Source organism: Pseudomonas sp. TMW22089, assembly GCF_022496645.1.
GTDB lineage: Bacteria > Pseudomonadota > Gammaproteobacteria > Pseudomonadales > Pseudomonadaceae > Aquipseudomonas > Aquipseudomonas paraversuta.
The window spans coordinates 25,962-45,599 of record NZ_SCFG01000006.1 but is presented as its reverse complement, the minus strand read 5'-3'; the positions used below and the strand labels follow the sequence as shown (position 1 = coordinate 45,599).

The 19,638-nt window shown below is 58.1% G+C and carries 20 protein-coding genes; 11 read left to right on the top strand and 9 right to left on the bottom strand.

What is annotated here, in order from left to right; genetic code table 11:
- Nucleotides 1-79 precede the first annotated feature (79 nt).
- From fghA to rpoS, 7 genes are all read left to right on the top strand, one after another.
- Entirely contained in the window at nucleotides 80-931 is an 852-nt protein-coding gene (gene fghA / locus EQV90_RS08100) for an S-formylglutathione hydrolase (RefSeq protein ID WP_240878007.1), read from the top strand.
- A 43-nt stretch (nucleotides 932-974) separates the two neighbouring features.
- Nucleotides 975-1,448 carry a 2-C-methyl-D-erythritol 2,4-cyclodiphosphate synthase gene (gene ispF / locus EQV90_RS08095; RefSeq protein ID WP_010655957.1) on the top strand — a complete coding sequence of 158 codons (474 nt, stop codon included), beginning with the start codon at nucleotides 975-977 and terminating at the stop codon, nucleotides 1,446-1,448.
- Nucleotides 1,445-2,503, top strand: a complete 1,059-nt coding sequence (truD, locus tag EQV90_RS08090) for a tRNA pseudouridine(13) synthase TruD (RefSeq protein WP_161718006.1) — start codon at nucleotides 1,445-1,447, stop codon at nucleotides 2,501-2,503. The genes ispF and truD overlap by 4 nt, the downstream gene beginning before the upstream one ends.
- The gene (gene surE / locus EQV90_RS08085) at nucleotides 2,491-3,240 is read left to right on the top strand and encodes a 5'/3'-nucleotidase SurE (protein ID WP_003440501.1); all 750 of its coding nucleotides are present in this window, start codon (nucleotides 2,491-2,493) and stop codon (nucleotides 3,238-3,240) included. Before truD ends, surE begins: the two co-directional genes overlap by 13 nt.
- A gap of 41 nt (nucleotides 3,241-3,281) precedes the next feature.
- Nucleotides 3,282-3,917, top strand: a complete 636-nt coding sequence (locus tag EQV90_RS08080) for a protein-L-isoaspartate(D-aspartate) O-methyltransferase (RefSeq protein ID WP_003440502.1) — start codon at nucleotides 3,282-3,284, stop codon at nucleotides 3,915-3,917.
- A gap of 192 nt (nucleotides 3,918-4,109) precedes the next feature.
- A complete protein-coding gene (locus EQV90_RS08075) occupies nucleotides 4,110-4,937 on the top strand; it encodes a peptidoglycan DD-metalloendopeptidase family protein (RefSeq protein ID WP_003440517.1) in 828 nt (275 codons plus the stop codon).
- A gap of 106 nt (nucleotides 4,938-5,043) precedes the next feature.
- A complete protein-coding gene (gene rpoS, locus EQV90_RS08070) occupies nucleotides 5,044-6,048 on the top strand; it encodes an RNA polymerase sigma factor RpoS (protein ID WP_010655953.1) in 1,005 nt (334 codons plus the stop codon).
- A gap of 626 nt (nucleotides 6,049-6,674) precedes the next feature.
- Here the strand turns inward: rpoS and EQV90_RS08065 are convergent.
- The 3 genes from EQV90_RS08065 to EQV90_RS08055 are packed head-to-tail and all read right to left on the bottom strand — an operon-like array spanning nucleotide 6,675 to nucleotide 9,226.
- Nucleotides 6,675-7,724, bottom strand: a complete 1,050-nt coding sequence (locus EQV90_RS08065) for an alkene reductase (RefSeq protein ID WP_240877969.1) — start codon at nucleotides 7,722-7,724, stop codon at nucleotides 6,675-6,677.
- A 20-nt stretch (nucleotides 7,725-7,744) separates the two neighbouring features.
- On the bottom strand, nucleotides 7,745-8,911 hold the full coding sequence (locus tag EQV90_RS08060) for an MFS transporter (protein ID WP_003440525.1): 1,167 nt from the start codon (nucleotides 8,909-8,911) through the stop codon (nucleotides 7,745-7,747).
- A 12-nt stretch (nucleotides 8,912-8,923) separates the two neighbouring features.
- Nucleotides 8,924-9,226: a metalloregulator ArsR/SmtB family transcription factor gene (locus tag EQV90_RS08055; RefSeq protein ID WP_003440527.1), complete on the bottom strand. Its 303-nt coding sequence runs from the start codon at nucleotides 9,224-9,226 to the stop codon at nucleotides 8,924-8,926.
- 156 nt (nucleotides 9,227-9,382) lie between these two features.
- Between EQV90_RS08055 and EQV90_RS08050 the strand changes: the two genes are divergently transcribed.
- Nucleotides 9,383-9,967, top strand: coding sequence for an ACP phosphodiesterase (locus EQV90_RS08050; RefSeq protein WP_240877968.1), 585 nt, complete (start codon nucleotides 9,383-9,385; stop codon nucleotides 9,965-9,967).
- 10 nt (nucleotides 9,968-9,977) lie between these two features.
- On the opposite strand, the gene EQV90_RS08045 is transcribed toward EQV90_RS08050, so the two are convergent.
- Nucleotides 9,978-10,778, bottom strand: a complete 801-nt coding sequence (locus EQV90_RS08045; protein WP_240877967.1) for a lysophospholipid acyltransferase family protein — start codon at nucleotides 10,776-10,778, stop codon at nucleotides 9,978-9,980.
- The gene (olsB, locus tag EQV90_RS08040; protein ID WP_003440534.1) at nucleotides 10,778-11,533 is read right to left on the bottom strand and encodes an L-ornithine N(alpha)-acyltransferase; all 756 of its coding nucleotides are present in this window, start codon (nucleotides 11,531-11,533) and stop codon (nucleotides 10,778-10,780) included. The genes EQV90_RS08045 and olsB overlap by 1 nt, the downstream gene beginning before the upstream one ends.
- A 263-nt stretch (nucleotides 11,534-11,796) precedes the next feature.
- Here olsB and EQV90_RS08035 point away from each other — a divergent pair, with 263 nt between their 5' ends.
- The 3 genes from EQV90_RS08035 (at nucleotide 11,797) to EQV90_RS08025 (ending at nucleotide 14,329) form a co-directional block, all read left to right on the top strand.
- Nucleotides 11,797-12,387: a YceI family protein gene (locus tag EQV90_RS08035; RefSeq protein WP_003440535.1), complete on the top strand. Its 591-nt coding sequence runs from the start codon at nucleotides 11,797-11,799 to the stop codon at nucleotides 12,385-12,387.
- A 1-nt stretch (nucleotide 12,388) separates the two neighbouring features.
- The gene (locus EQV90_RS08030) at nucleotides 12,389-13,546 is read left to right on the top strand and encodes a phosphatidylserine/phosphatidylglycerophosphate/cardiolipin synthase family protein (RefSeq protein ID WP_240877966.1); all 1,158 of its coding nucleotides are present in this window, start codon (nucleotides 12,389-12,391) and stop codon (nucleotides 13,544-13,546) included.
- 147 nt (nucleotides 13,547-13,693) lie between these two features.
- Nucleotides 13,694-14,329, top strand: coding sequence for a LysE family transporter (locus EQV90_RS08025; RefSeq protein WP_127196002.1), 636 nt, complete (start codon nucleotides 13,694-13,696; stop codon nucleotides 14,327-14,329).
- A 95-nt stretch (nucleotides 14,330-14,424) separates the two neighbouring features.
- Here the strand turns inward: EQV90_RS08025 and EQV90_RS08020 are convergent, their stop codons facing one another.
- From EQV90_RS08020 to EQV90_RS08005, 4 genes are all read right to left on the bottom strand, one after another.
- A complete protein-coding gene (locus EQV90_RS08020) occupies nucleotides 14,425-15,699 on the bottom strand; it encodes an MFS transporter (protein ID WP_203008040.1) in 1,275 nt (424 codons plus the stop codon).
- Between the two features lie 51 nt (nucleotides 15,700-15,750).
- A complete protein-coding gene (locus tag EQV90_RS08015; RefSeq protein ID WP_240877965.1) occupies nucleotides 15,751-16,821 on the bottom strand; it encodes a TIM barrel protein in 1,071 nt (356 codons plus the stop codon).
- Between the two features lie 134 nt (nucleotides 16,822-16,955).
- Nucleotides 16,956-18,452, bottom strand: a complete 1,497-nt coding sequence (locus EQV90_RS08010) for a PLP-dependent aminotransferase family protein (protein WP_003440546.1) — start codon at nucleotides 18,450-18,452, stop codon at nucleotides 16,956-16,958.
- A gap of 123 nt (nucleotides 18,453-18,575) precedes the next feature.
- Nucleotides 18,576-19,490 carry a LysR family transcriptional regulator gene (locus EQV90_RS08005; RefSeq protein WP_240877964.1) on the bottom strand — a complete coding sequence of 305 codons (915 nt, stop codon included), beginning with the start codon at nucleotides 19,488-19,490 and terminating at the stop codon, nucleotides 18,576-18,578.
- Nucleotides 19,491-19,638 lie beyond the last annotated feature (148 nt).

The following is a 19,638-nucleotide window of genomic DNA, read 5'->3' as shown; positions in this document are numbered from 1 at the left end:
AAGAGCTGCAAGCTACAAGCTATAAGCGGGAGAAACACATGCCTGCTTTAACTTGTGGCTTGCAGCTGAAAGCTTGGAGCTGTCCATGACACTGGAAAATATTTCCTGCCAGAAAAGCTTCGGTGGCTGGCACAAGCGCTACCGGCACCGTTCTGAAGTGCTGGGTTGCGACATGGTATTTGCCGTGTACTTGCCGCCCCAGGCCGAGCAGGGCGCCAGGCTGCCGGTGTTGTACTGGCTGTCGGGTTTGACCTGTACCGATGAAAACTTCATGCACAAGGCCGGCGCTATGAAAATGGCCGCCGAGCTGGGGCTGATTATCGTGGCGCCGGACACCAGCCCCCGTGGCGACGGGGTTCCGGATGATCCGGATGGCGCCTGGGATTTCGGCCTGGGTGCAGGTTTTTACCTGAACGCAACGCAGCAGCCTTGGGCTCAGCATTACCGCATGCATGATTATGTGGTGCAGGAATTGCCGGCATTGGTTGAAGCGCATTTCCCTGCCTCGCAAAAACGCGGGATCAGCGGGCATTCCATGGGTGGCCACGGAGCTTTGGTTTGTGCGTTGCGCAATCCGGGGCGCTATCAGTCGGTGTCCGCTTTTGCGCCGATCAGCAACCCGATGGATTGCCCGTGGGGGCAAAAGGCCTTCTCCCATTACCTGGGGGATGAGCGTTCGCGGTGGCGTGAATGGGACGCGTGCATTTTGATCAGCGAGGCCCGTGAAAAGCTGCCGCTATTGGTGGATCAGGGAGATCGGGACGACTTTCTGAGTGTGCAGCTCAAGCCCGAGGCACTGCAGCAGGCTGCGAAACTGGCGGGGCATCCGTTGAACTTGCGTCTGCAGCCGGGCTACGACCATAGCTATTTTTTCATCGCCAGCTTTATTGACGACCACTTGCGTCACCACGCGAGCGCACCAAGCGCTTAATAGTGGGTAGAATCACGCCCTGACTTAATCGGGGCGTTTTTTTATGCGTATTGGCCACGGCTATGATGTGCACTGTTTTGCTGAAGGCGATTTTATAACCCTGGGCGGCGTGCGGATCTCCCACAAATTCGGGCTGTTGGCCCATTCTGATGGCGACGTGCTGTTGCACGCACTCAGCGATGCTTTGCTGGGCGCTGCGGCGCTGGGCGACATCGGCAAGCACTTTCCTGATACCGACCCGACTTTCAAGGGCGCAGACAGCCGCGTCCTGTTGCGTCATGTCGTCGGGCTGATCCATGCCAAAGGTTGGAAAGTCGGCAATGTCGACAACACCATCATTGCCCAGGCGCCAAAAATGGCGCCGCATATTGAAACGATGCGCGCGCTGATTGCGGCGGATCTAGAGGTTGATTTGGACCAGGTAAACGTAAAAGCCACCACCACCGAAAAGCTCGGCTTTGTCGGTCGTGAAGAAGGCATCGCTGTGCATTGCGTCGCGTTGTTGGTTCGCGGATGAACGAGTTTGATCTGCTGGGGCCGCTGGCTTACGGCGAGCCTTTGGGGACCGCGGTGCTCAAGGCCACGGCTGAAGACTTCCAGGTTGATGAAGTGCTGGATATTCCGTTGTCCGGTGATGGCGAGCATCTGTGGTTGTGGGTCGAGAAGCGGGGGCTGAACACTGAAGAGGCCGCACGGCGGATCGCCAAGGCCGCAGGCGTGCCGCTGCGTACGGTCAGTTATGCAGGCTTGAAAGACCGTCAGGCCCTGACGCGCCAGTGGTTCAGCGTGCAGTTGCCGGGCAAGGCCGATCCTGACATGTCGGGCGCTGAAAACGACACCCTGCGAATTCTCAAAAGCACCCGCCACAAACGCAAGTTGCAACGCGGCGCCCATGCTGCCAACGGTTTCACCCTGCGCCTGACGCAACTGGCCGGGGACAAGGATGCGTTGGCGCAACGTCTTGAACTGATCGCCAAACAGGGCGTACCGAACTATTTCGGCACCCAGCGTTTCGGCTGGCAGGGCGGTAATTTGGGTGAGGCCCGTGACTATGCGGCGCGCAAAGCCTTGCCTGAGCAGCGCAATGTGCGCTCGCGGCTGTTGTCCACCGCTCGCAGTTATCTGTTCAATCAGGTGCTGGCGGCGCGGGTAGCCGATGGTAGCTGGCAACGTGCACAGGTTGGCGATTTACTGGCCTTTACCGACAGTCGCAGTTTCTTTGCGGCGGGTGAGGCTGAATGCAGCGACCCGCGACTGAGCATTCTCGACCTTCATCCCACCGGTCCCTTGTGGGGCGAGGGCGAGTCGCCGACCACCGGTGCAACCCATGAACTGGAACAGTCCATTGCCGGGCGCGAAGCAGATTTGCGTGACTGGCTGGTTCGAGCAGGCATGAGCCATGAACGGCGTATCCTGCGGCTGCCCATTGGCCGGTTGACGTGGCATTATCCGGAGCCTGACATTCTGCAACTGGAATTTGTTCTGCCGGCCGGATGCTTCGCTACTGTCCTGGTGCGAGAACTTGTTGATCTGGTGCCTTTGGGTCAAACGGACAGCCTATGCGTATTCTGATTTCAAACGATGACGGGGTCACTGCCCCGGGTCTGGCCGCGCTTTATGGCGCGCTGGCCGATTATTGCGAGTGCGTGGTGATTGCGCCCGAGCAAGACAAAAGCGGGGCGAGCAGTTCACTGACGCTGGATCGGCCCTTGCATCCGCACACCCTGGCCAATGGCTTTATCAGCATTAATGGCACGCCGACCGATTGCGTTCACCTGGGCCTTAATGGTCTGTTGGAGCAGCAGCCGGACATGGTGGTCTCGGGAATTAACCTGGGTGCCAATCTGGGTGACGATGTGCTGTATTCAGGGACTGTGGCTGCGGCGCTTGAGGGGCGTTTTCTCGATCACCCTTCGTTCGCGTTTTCGTTGGTGTCGCGTCAACTGGACAACTTGCCGACAGCGGCCTATTTCGCCCGCAAGCTGGTTGAAGCGCACGGGGTGCTGGACTTGCCGCCGCGTACGGTCCTGAACGTGAATATTCCCAATCTGCCGCTCGATAAAATTCGCGGTATTCAACTTACGCGTCTGGGGCATCGTGCCCGTGCTGCGGCGCCGGTTCGGGTTGTGGATCCGCGTGGCAAGGCCGGCTACTGGATTGCGGCTGCCGGTGATGCAGAGGATGGCGGCCCGGGAACGGACTTCCATGCCGTGATGCAGGGCTATGTCTCGATCACGCCGCTGCAACTTGACCGCACTTTTGGCGATGGTTTCAAAAGCCTCGGTGTCTGGCTGGAGGGTCTGGGGTGATGGGGCGTGAACAGGATGGCCTGATGCATCGCGGCATTGGCATGACCTCCGAGCGTACCCGCGAGCGGCTGATTCAGCGCCTGCGGGAAGAGGGCATCGTTAACCAGAAAGTGCTTGAGGTTATTCGGCGTACGCCACGGCATCTGTTCGTGGACGAAGCACTGGCGCACCGGGCCTATGAAGACACGGCGCTGCCCATAGGCAACAACCAGACCATCTCCCAGCCTTATATGGTCGCCCGCATGAGCGAGTTGCTGCTTGAGGACGGCCCGCTGGACAAGGTCATGGAGATTGGGACCGGGTCAGGTTATCAGACCGCGGTTCTCTCGCAGCTGGTCGAGCGAATATTTTCCGTAGAACGGATTAAGGTGTTGCAGGATCGGGCCAAGGAGCGACTGCTCGAGCTCAACCTGCGTAACCTGGTGTTCCGATGGGGCGACGGCTGGGAAGGCTGGCCTGCGCTGGCGCCTTATAACGGCATTATCGTGACCGCGGTGGCGACCGATGTCCCCCAGGCGCTGCTGGATCAATTGGCCCCCGGCGGGCGCCTGGTGATTCCGGTGGGTGCAGGCGAGGTTCAGCAATTGATGCTGATCGTACGTGAAGAGCACGGTTTTGCCCGGCGGGTGATCGGCAATGTGCGCTTTGTGCCGCTGCTCAACGGGCCCCTGGCCTGAGTCTTTGTTCGGCCCTGCTGAATTATGGGGCCGGGTGCAGGTCATACTGCGCAGCGGTCGGGCTCTGTCGTTGCCTGAATTTTTTATGATTTGGCTTTGCCGTCTGTAAAGCTGTGTTGCCAGTTATACTTGCGCCAAACCATGGCCAATACTGGCGTACTAATATTTAGCCATCTTCAAAGGGAGCGGCGGGTGAGTCTCACAGTCATTGCGCAGCGTATGGGAACCAAAAGCTATCACAGACTGGTAGTCGGTCTATGCCTGAGTGCCGTCCTGGTTTTGTTGGCCGCGTGCTCCAGCACACCCAAGAATGGCGTGCGTGTGGTTGACCGCAACGGGGTCGCTCAGCGTCCGGCGGTAACAACCGGGCAATACGTGGTGCGACGTGGCGACACGTTGTTCTCAATTGCTTTTCGCTACGGCTGGGACTGGAAGGCTCTAGCGGCGAAAAACAATATTGCGGCTCCTTTCACTATTGTCCCAGGTCAAACAATTCGCTTTGACGGACGTGCCGGAACCCTGCCCGCAGGTGGCACCACCACGACTGTCGTCTCGAATTCTGCAGGCAGCAAAACCACGGTAATCAAACGCGCGAGCACCGCAGCAGCTGCGCCAGCGGCCGTTGCGGCACTGCCTGCAGGCCCTGCTCCCAAAGGCTGGGGATGGCCTTCTAATGGCATTTTGATTGGCAAATTTTCTTCAAACGGTAGTTTGAATAAAGGTATTGATATCGCCGGAGATTTGGGACAGCCTGTTTTGGCTGCGTCTGATGGGTCAGTTGTTTACGCCGGCAGTGGATTGAGGGGCTACGGCGAATTAGTCATCATCAAGCACAGCGATACCTACGTCAGTGCTTACGGCCACAACCGTAGGCTGTTGGTTCGGGAGGGGCAGCAGGTCAAGGTCGGACAGACAATTGCCGAAATGGGGTCAACTGGTACAGACCGGGTGAAACTTCACTTTGAGATTCGCCGTCAGGGTAAACCTGTAGATCCACTGCAATTCCTTCCACGCCGTTGATCGCTTACCAGCCTGTTCCTGATGTAGTTAAGGAACAGGCTCCAGCATTGCCAAGGATATAGGCGAAGCTTGAGCTTGAGGTCGAACTCACCAAAGGACTACAACAATGGCTCTCAGTAAAGAAGCCCCGGGGTTTGACATCGACGATGAGGTGCTCCTTATGGACTCCGGCATCGACAGCGACTTGATGTCAGAAGACGACGAATCAACCCCTACTGCCCGCACCAAGTCCAAAAAAGCGACCGCTACAAAACAGCACAAGTACATTGACTACACCCGGGCGCTCGATGCGACCCAGCTGTATCTCAATGAAATTGGCTTTTCTCCGTTACTCTCCCCAGCAGAAGAAGTTCATTTTGCGCGCTTGTCGCAAAGTGGAGATCCGGCCGGGCGCAAGCGCATGATTGAAAGCAACTTGCGTCTGGTGGTGAAAATCGCCCGTCGCTACGTCAATCGTGGGCTCTCGCTACTGGATCTGATTGAAGAGGGCAACCTGGGACTGATTCGCGCAGTAGAGAAGTTTGACCCCGAGCGCGGTTTCCGTTTCTCGACTTACGCCACCTGGTGGATCCGCCAGACGATTGAACGGGCGATCATGAATCAGACCCGCACCATTCGTTTGCCGATTCATGTCGTCAAAGAGCTCAATGTCTACTTGCGGGCTGCACGCGAACTTACGCAAAAGCTCGATCACGAACCTTCCCCTGAAGAAATTGCCAATCTGCTCGAAAAACCCGTCGCAGAGGTCAAGCGCATGCTTGGACTGAATGAGCGGGTGTCCTCGGTGGATGTTTCTTTAGGCCCTGATTCCGATAAAACCCTGCTCGATACCCTGACAGATGATCGACCTACAGATCCTTGCGAGCTGCTTCAGGACGATGACCTGTCGCAAAGTATCGATCAGTGGTTGTCTGAACTTACAGACAAGCAGCGTGAGGTGGTGATTCGCCGCTTCGGGTTGCGTGGTCATGAAAGCAGTACCCTCGAAGATGTTGGTCTGGAGATTGGTCTGACACGCGAACGTGTTCGGCAGATTCAAGTCGAGGGGCTCAAGCGTTTGCGCGAGATCCTTGAGCGCAACGGTTTGTCCAGTGAGTCGCTGTTTCAGTAACAGGCATCCTGCTCGCTAAAAAGCCCCGAAATATTCGGGGCTTTTTTGTGCCCGCAGAATCTGGACCGCTGCTGCCAAGGGTTTTTTTTGAGTGCGTGCGGGTGACCGGTCAGTCTCAAAAGTGCAGTCAGGCAGGGGTTGGAACTTTATCTGTCATGGGTTGTAAGCCTTTGCTTACCTTTCATGTAAGCCAAGGGCGAAAACAGGCTTGCGGATAGTCTGCTTCTGACTTTCATAATCTGTAACTAATTGAATTTAAACATTTTTATTGTTTTGTTAAGTCTGATCCGGATTTAAAAACCCTAACTGATGCGCTTGCAGCCATTCTTAAAGTCTTTAGTATCTCAACTGTGCCGACGGATCGACACAGTGCTCAAGGATGAGTGCTCAGGGACAATCGCAGGACGTGATTCATCAGGATGATGAAAGGGACAAAAGGGAATAGGGAAAAAATGTGGGCGGGTCAAACCGCCCCTTTTTTTGCCTTGAAAAAAGTGGCTGCAGCGGCGATTCATCGTTGAGCCGGTTACCCGAATCAAACGCAAAACGCCCAGGGCAATGGCCCTGGGCGTTTTGCGTTACAGACAGAAAACAGGTGCAGTGTGCGCCTGTTCCCGGGTCAGGCGTTACAGCGCTGGATAGTCGATGTACCCGGTAGGGCCTTTAGCATAGAAGGTCTGCGGGTCTGCTTCATTGAGCGGTGCATCGGCCTTCAGGCGTGCTGGCAGGTCCGGGTTGGCAATGAATGGCACACCGAACGCGACAGCATCGGCTTTACCCGCTGCGATCCAGGCATTGGCACTTTCTTTTGTGAAGCTCTCATTGACGATGTACGGGCCGCCAAAGGCTGCCTTGAGCTGTGGGCCGAGGCTGTCTGGCGCTTCATGCTCGCGGGCACAGATATAAGCGATACCGCGCTTGCCGAGTTCACGGGCGACATAGCCAAAGGTTTCAGCCAGATTGTCATCACCCATGTCGTGCAGGTCGGCACGTGGTGACAAGTGCACGCCAACCCGGCCGGCACCCCAGACATCAATGGCGGCATCGGTGACTTCGAGCAGCAGACGGGCGCGGTTCTCGATCGAGCCGCCGTACTGGTCGGTGCGCTTGTTGGTGCTGCTTTGCAGGAACTGATCGAGCAAGTAACCATTGGCACCATGGATTTCTACGCCGTCAAAGCCTGCGGCCTTGGCGTTCTCGGCGCCGGCACGGTAAGCCTCGACAATGTCTGCAATCTCGGCAGTTTCCAGTGCGCGTGGGGTGGGGAAATCCACCTTTGGACGCACCAGGCTTACATGGCCTTTAGCTGCAATGGCACTTGGTGCAACAGGGGCTTCGTCGTTCAGATACATCCCGTGGGAGATCCGGCCAACGTGCCACAACTGCAGCGCGATACGGCCACCGGCCGCGTGGACCGCCTTGGTGATGTTGCCCCAGCCGCGAACCTGGTCGGCAGACCAGATGCCGGGGGTGTCAGGGTAGCCGACGCCCATTGGCGTTACCGAAGTGGCTTCGCTCAGGATCAGCCCTGCCGACGCGCGCTGAACGTAATACTCAGCCATCAGCGCGTTTGGAACCCGCCCTTCATCGGCGCGGCAGCGGGTGAGGGGGGCCATGATGATGCGGTTAGGCAGTTCAAGGTCGCCCAGCTTGATCGGATCGAAAATCGTGGTCATTTATGCAGCCCTCTCAAGGATCAATGTGTGGCAGTGGCCAGTTCGGGATTGCCGTTCTGGCGAAAAGTAATCAGGGTGACCAGCAATGCCAGAACCGCCAGAACCGCGGCAGCCAGTGGCACGCTGGTGAGGCCGAAGCCGTGGGCAATCACGCTGCCGCCAACCCAGGCGCCCAGCGCGTTGCCGATGTTGAAAGCACCGATGTTCAGGGTGGATACCAGATTGGGGGCGGCCTTGCCGAAGGTCACGACGTTCACTTGTAGTGCGGGCACGGCGGCAAACGAAGCGGTGGCCCAGAGGAACAAAGTGATCTCGGTCGGAATCAGCGCGACACTGGTCCAGCTAAGAACGGTGGAAATAACCGCCATCGAGATGAACACGCCGATCAAGGTCGCGGCCAGACGCTTGTCTGCCAGCTTGCCGCCGATGATATTGCCCACGGTCAGGCCCAGGCCGATCAGCAACAAGGTCCAGGTCACACCGTTGGGCGAGACGCCGGTGACATCGCCCAGCAAGGGCGCGACATAGGTGAACAGAGTGAACATCGATGCGGAAAACAGCGCCGTCATGCTCAGAGAGAGCCAGATGCCAGCGCCCTTGAGTGCGGCCAGTTCGGCACGCATGTCGAGTTTCTCTTCGTCACGCTTGGCAGGCAGGAAGCGGATCAGGCCAATCAACGCCACCACGCCAATCACGGTCACCGCGAAAAACGTCGAACGCCATCCTGCCGCCTGACCGAGTGCGGTACCCAGGGGCACGCCCAACACATTGGCCAGGGTCAAACCGGTGAACATCAGCGCCACTGCCGAAGCGCGCTTGTTGGCCGGTACCAGGCCTGCAGCCACTACCGAGCCGATACCGAAGAACGCGCCGTGACAAAGGGCGGTTACCACACGGGCAAACATCAGCACGTTGTAATCACTGGCCAGTGCGCAGAGCAGGTTGCCGATGATAAATATCACCATCAGCGCCACCAGGGCTGCCTTACGCGGCAATTTGGCAGTTGCCAGCGCCATGAATGGCGCCCCGATAGCTACACCCAGTGCATAACCGGTGACGAGCCAGCCTGCGCCCGGGATCGACACACCAAGGTCCGCAGCGACATCGGGCAGCAACCCCATGATCACGAACTCGGTGGTCCCGATGGCGAAAGCGCTGAGCGCCAGAATGAGTAGCGAGAGGGGCATTGGAAATCCTTGTTAAAGCTCTTGGTTGATTGCGGCGAGGAAAGCCTTGATGGTTTCCTCATTGCGTTTGAAAAAGTGCCACTGGCCAACCTTCTGGCTGCTGATCAGACCAGCGCGTTGCAAGGTGGCCAGATGGGCGGAGACAGTGGATTGCGACAGGCCGAAACGTTGGTCGAACTGTCCGGCGCAGACGCCGTGTTCAGTGCTGTGATGCTGGTCGGGGAACTCCACTTGCGGGTTTTTAAGCAGGCAAATGATTTCTCGGCGTACTGGGTGTGCCAGCGCTTTTATTATTTCGTCGAGGTCGATCGGCATGGTGGTGGTGCTCATTGAAATGCAGCGTTATATCGCGAAGTTGCGAACTTTAAATCGTTATATCGCGATATACAAATACGATTTGCTTCTTGAATCAGCATAAATCGGTATATCGGGTTATAACGATATTGGTGTGGCAGTGTTAAACTGCTCGGCATGAATTATCTCGCACATCTGCACCTTGGCGGCCAGCGCCCTGACGAATTACTCGGAAGCCTGTATGGCGACTTTGTAAAAGGACGCCTGCAAGGCGTATACAGCCCTCAAATCGAATCTGCGATCCAGCTGCATCGAAGCATTGATGTATTTACCGATGCGCATCCCCTGGTCGATCAATCGCTGTCGCGATTCAGCCAGACCCGCCGGCGCTATGCCGGCATAGTGCTTGACGTTTTTTTCGACCATTGCCTGGCCCGGGACTGGGCGCAGTATGCCGAAGGTCCTCTGGACCGCTTTACCTCAGGTTTCTACCAGGTGCTGGTGACGCAGCCGCAATTGCCCAAACGTCTTGCCGCCATCGCGCCGCACATGGCGGCGGATGACTGGCTTGGCTCCTATCGGGATTTCGCGGTACTGGAACAAGTGTTCCGGGGCATTGCCCGACGTCTTTCGCGGCCAGAGGAACTGGCCGGGGCGATGGCGGATCTGCACGCGCTGTATGAGCCCCTCAGTGAGGATTTCCGGGCGTTTTATCCGCAGTTACAGACGTACGCCAGACAACAGCGCTCGCTGTTGCCCTAGTCGCCTGGGTTCAAGTGTCCTGCACGCAGATGCCAGCGCCGGCAGGCTCGCTTCTGCAGTGACGCGGCGCACCACTGAGCACTCGGCTTATCGCCTCCTGGGCTCTATAGGCCAGCACGGCACGTTCCTGCCGGTCACAGGCAATTGGCTCAAGCAGATGAATCTCGACGTCCGCCTGTTCATGGCTGAACAGACGCAATAAATGGGACAGCAAATCATAGTTGCCAATGAAGGGTGCTATCCGGTCGACCTCGCCATTGCGCAAGTAACGAATCGCAACCGGTTGCAGCGCCACCCGACTTTCAATGGCCGCCGACAGCAAACGCCCATGAAACGTGCGTACGGAGCGTCCATCGGTAGTGGTGCCTTCGGGAAACATCAGCAGCGGCAGTTGTTGTTGCAGATGCCGGCTCATTTGCTGGCGAACCAGCTGGCTGTCGCCCGCGCCCCGGCGAATGAACAGGCTGCCTGCCTTGGCGGCCAGCCAGCCAGCCACTGGCCAGCCGCGAACCTCGGCCTTGGACAGGAAAGACAGTGGCGTCAGTTTTCCGAGCAGGGCAATGTCGGTCCATGACACATGGTTACTGACCCACAGCATCGGCGTTGCAGGCACCTCGCCCACCAGGGTGACGCGAAAGGGCAGGGCAGCACACAGGCGGGTCATGAAAAATTGCGACCAGCGCTGTCGACGGGCCATCGTACTGTCCAGGTGCAAGCGCTCCATCAGCCCGAACAGACTCGCCATGCCCAGGCCCAGACTGACCACGGCGAGAACCCGTACTACCCGGCCATACTGGCGCAGGCGCTGCATTACACGGCCGCCTTGAAATGGCGGGCATATCGTGGGCACAACTCGTCACGCTTGAGCAGGATGAAGACGTCGGCGACCTGAAAATCTTCATCCCAGCACGGCTCGCCACAGATCTTTGCACCCAGGCGCATGTAGGCCTTGAGCAGTGGCGGCATTTCGGTGATGACGTTGGCTGGAATATCCAGGGCCGGCAGCGGTTTTTTAGGTACTGCACGCAAGTGCACGGTACTCAGGTAGCGTTCACGCAGACGCTGCATGATCGCCTGGGCCTGGACGCCGCCGTCTTGCATCGGAATGCTCGCGCACCCCATCAGGTAGTGGTAATCGCCCTGATTGAGGACCTCGGCCAATTCACCCCAGAGCACGGCGATGGTGCCGCCATTGCGGTAGGCCGGGTCGACACAGGTTCTGCCGATCTCCAGCACTGAGCCTTGCAGGTGCGCCAGCCCGTGAAGGCTGAATTCTTCTTCGCTGTAAAAATGGCCGATGTTCAGCGCCGCACAATGATCGAGCAGGCGGGTGGTGGCTACCAGTTGGCCGCTATTGAGGTCACGAACGCCGATATGCTCGCAATGGGCGTCGTAATCATCCTCATCCAGTTCGTGTTCGGCACTCTTGAGTTTTGCCTTCAGCTCGCCGCCAAATACGCGAAAGCGCAGGGCTTGAGCTTCACGCAAGGCGCCGGGGCCGATCAGACGTTCTGCCTTCAGGCGTCGTTCTTGAACCGTGTCGCGGATACGGACGAGCTGGGACATTGCGAATCTCCGTGCAGACATGGTGCCTGCCTTGGTTTTCTGCCAATCGACTGAGGGGTGCAACTTCAGGCTAGGCAGGTGCAATGTCATCACCGTGACGTTTGGGTGATGCTTGTATGACAGGCTCTATGGGAGTGCTTTACTGGAGGAACTGTAGGATCGGATAAGCGTCCTAAGGCTGTATGAAAATTTTCCGCCACAGCACTTGCAAGTACCCGGACTCGGGGTAATGTTCGCCCACGTTTATCTGCCTATGAGTTTTTATGTTCAAAGCGTTTTTATCTTCTGCCTGCGCCCTGTGCCTGACCCTCGGCGTGAGCCTGTCTGCCCAGGCCAACTGGTACCTGGACGGTGAGTCCTCAAGGCTGTCATTTATCACCACGCAAAATGCCAATGTCGCCGACCTGCATCGTTTTTTAGTGCTGCACGGCAAGGTCGATCCTAAAGGCCGCGCGCAATTGCGGATCGAAATGGACTCGGTCAACAGTGCGGTGCCGTTGCGCGATGAGCGCATGCGCGACCTGTTGTTCGATTTCAAAAACTTCCCGGAAGCGCAAATCACCGCGCAGATCGATCTGCAGCCCATCAATGACCTGGCCAATGGTGCGCAACTGGAACTGCACTTGCCGGTCACGGTAAGCCTGCGTGGCAAGCAGCACACCTACGAAGCCGAACTCTTGGCCACCCGTCTTGATGAGCGGCGTTTTCAAGTGGTGACACTTGAACCGCTGATGCTGCAGGCCGAAGACTTTGGCTTGCAACCCCAGCTTGAAACCCTGCGGAAAATGGCCGGCTTGTCGGCCATCAGTTTTTCAGTACCGGTGGGTGCGGTGCTGATTTTCACGGCCCGCTGATATGGCTGGCGCAGTGTTTCCATGGCGCAGCGCCAATCAATTCGAGTTGCTGATCGACGGCCCGCAATTTTTCCCTCGCATGCTGGCGGCTATCGACCAGGCGCAGGTACATGTCGATCTGGAACTGTATCTGGTGGAGGCCGGCGACTGTGCCGAAGCCATAGTCCAGGCCCTGGAACAGGCGGCCCGGCGCGAAGTGCGGGTGCGTTGTCTGTTTGACGGATACGGCAGTCTGGCGTTTACCCCGGGCTTGCGGCGCAGACTGACCGATGCGGGGGTAGAGCTCAGGTTTTACAACCGGTTGAGCTGGCGCCGGGGCCTGAACAACCTGTATCGCGATCATCGCAAGCTATTGCTGGTGGATCATCAATTGGCCGTGGTCGGTGGCACCGGGGTGACCGATGAGTTTTGGCAGCCCGGCCAAAACACCTGCGACTGGCATGAAGTCATGGTCGCCATCCAGGGGCCGTTGGTGCAGGACTGGCAGATGCTGTTTGATCGCCAGTGGCGCGCCAATATCAGCCGTAAGGCCTGGAAACCTGCAACGCACTTCGGTTTGCCGCGTTTGCCGCGGGTCCCCGATGAAGGTCAAGGTATGGGGCGCGTGGCTTATGCCGATGCCCACCAGCATCGCGATATTCTGCAATCGCTGGTGCGTGGGATTAACAGTGCGCAACATCGCATCTGGCTTGCCACCCCCTATTTTTTGCCCACCTGGAGCGTTCGTCGCTCGCTGCGTCGTGCGGCGAACAGGGGCGTCGATGTGCGCTTGTTGCTGACCGGGCCGCGTACCGATCATCCGTCAGTACGCTATGCCGGGCATCGTTACTACCCGCGGCTACTCAAATCCGGGGTGCAGATATTTGAATACCAGCCGTGCTTTTTACATCTGAAAATGGTCCTGATCGACGATTGGGTGAGTATTGGCTCGTGCAACTTCGACCACTGGAATTTGCGCTTTAACCTTGAGGCCAATCTGGAGGCGCTGGACCCGGTGCTGACTCAGGCAGTGGCCGCCAGTTTTGTCACCGACTTCGCCCAGAGCATGCCCATCAGCCTGCAAGCCTGGCAGTCACGTCCTCTATGGCGACGGGTCAAACAGCGAATCTGGGGCTGGGTTGACCGTCTGGTGGTCAACGTTCTGGGGCGCCGCCACTAGCTGGCAAAACCCGCGTTGAGGGTTTTGTTGAGCCCTATGCAAATTTTTCCCGTGCATTCGGTTACAGAGCGCTGCCTAACGTGCAGAATCTTGCCACCTCGCGGGCCAATGGACAGCCTGAGGCACGATTTTTCTGGAGCGTTTTGCATGACACTTTCGTTGTTACTGGCGGTACTGGCTTCTGGCTTTATCTATGGCATCACCCCGGGCCCCGGGGTGCTGGCGGTTTTCGGGATTGGCGCCGCCCGCGGTCGACGTGCCGGGGCCGGATTTCTATGCGGGCATTTGCTGGGTGACGTGATCTGGTGCAGCACTGCCCTGATTGCCATTGTCGGGGCGCGGGAGTTTGGCAGTACCGCATTCAACATTCTGGGCTTGCTCAGCGGTCTTTATCTGTTCTGGCTGGGGCTGCGTGCAGTGCGCGCCCAGCCTGGCAACGAGGCCCGGCAAGGCCCTGCGCGCCAGCCCTTTGCCCACGGCATTCTGTTTGGCCTGACCAACCCCAAGGCCTACCCCGTTGCGGTGGCCACCTTCACTGCGCTGCTGTCCAGTCGTGCCGAACTGCTGACCTGGTCAATGCTGCCGTGGCTGATTGTGTTGAGCTTTTTGGGGGGCGCGGCAGCTTATGTAATTCTGATTGGCATTGTTGGCGCCGGGCACGTGCGGGCGCTGTATCAACGCCATGAACGACTGATTACCCGGCTGTGTGGCGTGATGTTCATCGGTTTTGCCATCAGCGCCCTGATGCATGCCTTGCCAGGGTTGCTGGCAAGTATCCGCTGAGGGGGGCGCTGGCAAGGCCGCCGCTATTGATAGCACCGCAGTGGTCGACAACCGCAGGCGAAGGCAAGTGACTCACCTTCGCCCTGGTTGAATACTCAGGCCCGGACCAGATCGCTGTCAGGGGCGCCGGCTGTTTCCTTGCGCACTACACGGTACAAGAGGCTGCAAACCATGAAGCCAATGACGGCAAACAGGCTCATCAGGCTGAACACATAGTTGTAGCCTTGCTGGCCCGGGAAGTGGTCCAGGATCGAACCGTAAATCACGTAGGCAAACATGCCGGGCGCATAGCCGATCAGACAGGCAATTCCGAAGGCCGAGCCGGTGATGCGCTGAGGAATCCCCACCTCGCTCATGGGAGCCCAGAACACGCCGCGCATGGTGAAAACAATCAGCGCGAACGAGAGGGTGGCGGCCATGCCGATATAAATGAAGTGTTCGCCTTTGGGCACCAGCAACACCGCGGCCATGGCGGGAATCAGGGCCAGGAACGCCCATTTCAGATAGCGCGACGGGCTCTTGAAATACTTGTCTGCCATGAAACCGCCCGCCGGCCCGCCCAGAATCTTGAGGAAGTATTGGTTGATGATGCCGTAGGCACCGACCAGTGCCACGGGCAGTTCGTATATATCCTTTAAGTAGGGAATGAAATAGGTCAGGCCGCAGTAGACGATATAGACCATGAACACGTTGAAGCTGACCAGCCAGATCCCCGGAATCCGAATGGCTTCAAGCAATCCGGACATACCCGACAGGCTGTCCTCTTTCTTGGGGGCGGGGGCTGTCTTGCTGTCTCGCAGCAGGAACCAAGTGATGATCCCGGCAAAGATATCGACCAGAGAATAGAAGACGATGGCCGATTTCAGGCCTGCTTCGCCCGAGCCCATGGCAACGAACACCCCCAGGGCTGAAAACGCCACGAGTGTATCGACGATGCCCCTGCCGCCCTCCAGAAAACCGAACATGCGGCCTTGTTCGCCTTCCTCGCCAAGATTGCGCACAGCCTTGAGCAGGGCAGGCCAATAGATACAGTCAGCGCAGACTGCCAGCAGGCAGAACACGATCAGCATCTTGTCGAAGCCGGGAAAGGTGGCCAGGTAAAGTCCCAGACTGCCTGTCCCGATCAACCCCAGGGGAATCAGTTTACGTGTGGCAAAGCGGTCCGCCAGATAACCGCCGACCACGAATAACGCTGTGGCGATGATAGCGTTGGCACTCAGTAACGTGCCCAGTTGGGTATGGCTCAGCCCCATGTATTGCTGGATGGGAACGTAAAAGGCATCTTTCAGGCTGGCGAGTTTATAGATGGTTCCGCCGCCAAGAATGAGGACGAGGAAACGCAGCCATTTGGCTTTTGTCTGTGCGGTCATTTTTGTTTTCCACAGAAAGTAACGTGACGTTTTGGCGAGTGTGGTGCGGGGTCAGGCACAGACCGGCGTATCCGCCAGTGTCAGTTGTGCCAGAACCTTCAGCTCACCGAGCAGGCCGCGCACATAGCGAATCTGGTTGTTCGCCCACTGGTGCTCTGCAGCCATCATGCGTTCGGCGCAAAACCCCGGCGGCAGTGCCGTTTCACTCATTTGCCGGTACTCGATGAAAGGGTCTTGTGTCTCATCCGACTGGCGGAAGGCGGGGGCGGCGTAGTGATTTTCCTGCTCAAGAATAAAGGCGATAACCTGCGGCTCATGCTCGCCGAGCATCAGCAGCTCGAACATCATGCGCGCACTTGGCAGGTGATCTTCGGCCCCCCCTTGCAGCACCCCGTAATGGCCGAAACCATTTTTCTCGGGCACCACGCGTACCCCTTTCATGTGCACCTGGCGGATGTGCGCAGACAACTGCTTCAGGGCCGTCAAGGGTTGCTCGCAGGCATTGATCATATTGCCGAAGTCGAACAACGCATGCAGGCGGGGGTGATCCAGGCGGCTGAGCAACTGGGCGATTTCATGGCTTTTCAACTCTTCATGCTGCTCAAAGTCGAAGAACAGATCGTGCAGGTCTGCCTGTTGCGTCAGATAGCGCAGATCCTCCTCGATCAGTGCCATTACCCGTGACAGATGACCTTCATAACGCGCATAGACCCGGATGTTGCGAGTGCCGATAGCCTTGGCGATGGCGATAACCTGATCCACGTCTTCTTTGCGGGTGCTGCTGATCTCCAGATGTATGTCCAGGCCCAGCGTTGCTGCCTTATGGGAAAACTCCTGAAGCTGCTGCGGGTTCATGTTACTCAGGCTGTTGGCCTCGCCATCCAGCAGATGCAGGCTCAGGCCTTGCAACTCATGGCGCCAGGCGAAGTCCAGCAGTTCAGCGGGCTTGACCCGACCGTGGGTCAGGTTGGTCAGCAAGGGATAGGCATGGGCGAACAGACGCATGCGCTCCAGGCGATCGATAAGCTTGCTGGCCAGTTGCGCAGTCAACAGTGGAGGCGGGCAGTCGCTGCGGCTGTTGTGGCTTAGCAGGGAGTTGAAGCGTGCTTGAATACAGTTCATTAGAATTATTCCTGGTACAGGCACCGAATCGGTCGGTAAGGCCTTTATCGCACCAGAGTGGTTCTACCAATAGAGCCATTATTTTTTAATTCTTATGACCACTTTCAGCCTCTGTTTCACCGGGGCCTGCCTGCTCACAGAGCGTGGCCCATCTTCAGCAGCGCCTGAGCCAGCGCCTCGACTTTTTCTGTGGCCTGTTCGATCGGGGTTCCGGCAAAGCCGATAAGCAGTCCGGGCGGCAAGTAACGTTTCACGCAGTAGTCGCTCAAGGCATAGGTATGGATCTGGTGTCGGGCCAGCTCCTTGGCAATGACCGCGTCATCCAGTCCGGGGTCAAGCCAGGCAATGACATGCATGCCGACATTGACCGGCTTCACGTCCATGAAATTGCCCAGCCGCTGTTTCAGTGCCTGTATCAGGCAGTCCTGGCGCGACTGGTAAAGAGCGCGCATACGCCGGATATGGCCAAGGAAATGACCTTCGCGGATGAAGTCGGCCGTGACCGCTTGCAGCTGGGTCGACGGGCTGCGGTCCATGACCGCGCGCATGGCACAGAAGGGCTCCACCAGTGCCTGGGGCAGTATCACGTAGCCCAGGCGCAAGGAAGGGTAGAGCACCTTGCTGAAGGTGCCGACGTAGATGACACGGGACCACTGGTCCATGGCGTAAAGAGCGGGCAGTGGCTTTGCGCAATAGGTGAATTCGCTGTCGCAGTCGTCCTCGATGATCCAGCGATGGCCACGATTTGCCCACTCGATCAATTCCTGGCGCCGGCCGTAGCTCATGGTAATGCCCAGCGGGTGCTGGCGTGACGGCGTGGTGAACGCAAGACGAGCCTCAGGGCATTCTTGAAGGCCTTGCTGCAGATCGATTCCCTGGTCGTCGATACGCAATGGCACCACCCGGCAACCCTGGGCCTGCAGGGCAATGCGCGCCGAGATATGACCGGGGTCTTCCATCCAGATACTGTCCTGCGGATCGAGCAGCAACATGCCCAGCAGGTTGAACGCCTGCTGGGCACCCGAGACGATCACCACCTGGCCGGCATCGCACTCGATACCGCGAGCGTCATAGACATACTCGGCAATCGCTTCGCGCAGTTGCAGCAAACCCTTTACTTCGCCGTAACCCAATATGGCTTTGGTCGGCTGGCACAGGTGCCGGTTCATCAGGCGCTTCCAGACGTGCAGCGGAAAGGCATCGAACGCGACCTGACTGGGCAGGAAAGATGTCGGGCAGTCCGGCTCCCAGGCCTGGTAGGAGACGCCGTTGAAATGGTCGCTACGCATGGACAGCACAGATTGGCTCAAGTGTGACAGGCGCGGCGGTCTGGGCGGCTCGTCAGGGGCGGCTTCACGGTTCTCCCATTCCGCGCAGACATAGGTACCGGCACCGGGGCGTGAGACCAGAAAACTTTCAGCGATCAGCAGGTCGAAGGCATTGAGGATGGTAATCCGTGACAGCCCCTGTTCTTTGCACAGGGTCCGGGTGGAGGGCAGGCGGGTGCCTCCTTGCAGCCGGCCGGCGAGGATTTGCTGGCGAATCTGCAAGTACAGCTGACGGTACAGGGGGGTTGAGCTGGTGCGGTCCAGCGTGAGGCCGGTCAGGAGCCGACCGCCGGGGGATTTCATGGTCTGTTTGCCTCTATTGTTCTTATTGCGCCCTCAGGCACTGAGGGGCGCCATTATGTTGCACGGACCGGCGCAGCAAAACCCGTCTGCACAAGAGTGCGCGAGGTGTCGGCGACACTGTGTTCAAGGCTGGACCTCTTGCCGTGCGGTGGCCGCCAGGTCCTCAAGGAATACCCGCAAAATCGGTGACGGGGCAACGCCGCGCCGGGTGATGACATCGAACGGCGACTTCAAGTGCAGGCTCATCGGGGCCAATTGTTGCATCTCACCGGTATTGACCCACTGAGCGGCAAAGTGGATGGGCAGAAACCCCAGATAAGCACCGGAGATGATCAGGATCGCCAGCGCCTCGATGTTGTCTACGGTGGCGGCGGCCTTGCTCACACCCAGTCGGTCCAGGTCGTGCTGCTGCATGAAGCCCCGGGCTACGATTCGACTCTCGCTGATCTCTTCAAGCAGTTCGGCATTCTCTGCGGTACTGCCGTGCAAGGGATGGCGCCGCCCGCAATACAGTCCGAGGGCCTCCTGGTACAGGGGTAAATAGTCCAGCCCCGAGACGTGATTCGGGAAGTGCCCGATGGCCAGATGCAGGCGGTTGTCCAGCACCCGTTCTTCGAGTTCGGCAGGGGTCCCGACATACACATTGAGGTGAACATCGTGGCCTCTGGAAACGAAGCGCTGGGTGGTTTTCGGCAGGGGAGAATCGGGGTCGGTAATGGTTGAGTCAATGATGCCCAGGTTCAGCTTGCCGGTGATCTTCTGCTTGAGCACATCGGCATCCAGGCAGAAGTCATCTACGGCGGCCAGCAGCCGCCGGGTAGATTCGAAAATCGCCACGCCCTGTTCTGTAATGCGAAAGCCGCTGCGCCCGCGCTGACAGAGCTTGACCCCAAGACGGGTTTCCAGATGGGTCATCTGTTCGCTGATGGTCGACTGGCCGATATTCAGCGCTGCTTGAGCCGCAGAGAAGCCGCCGCATTTGACGATCTCGGCGAATACTCTGAGCAGCTTCAGGTCCACGGTATGTAGCTGATTCAACCGGTCCTCTCCCTATCGATGCATCGGATCTGCCGATATATGTATCGGATGATTAGCATTTTTTCTATGAAAAGCTGCGCTCATAGTCACTCCAGCGCCAGGCACTTACCAGTGCGCCCCCATGGCAATAACAAGAATTGGAGATAGA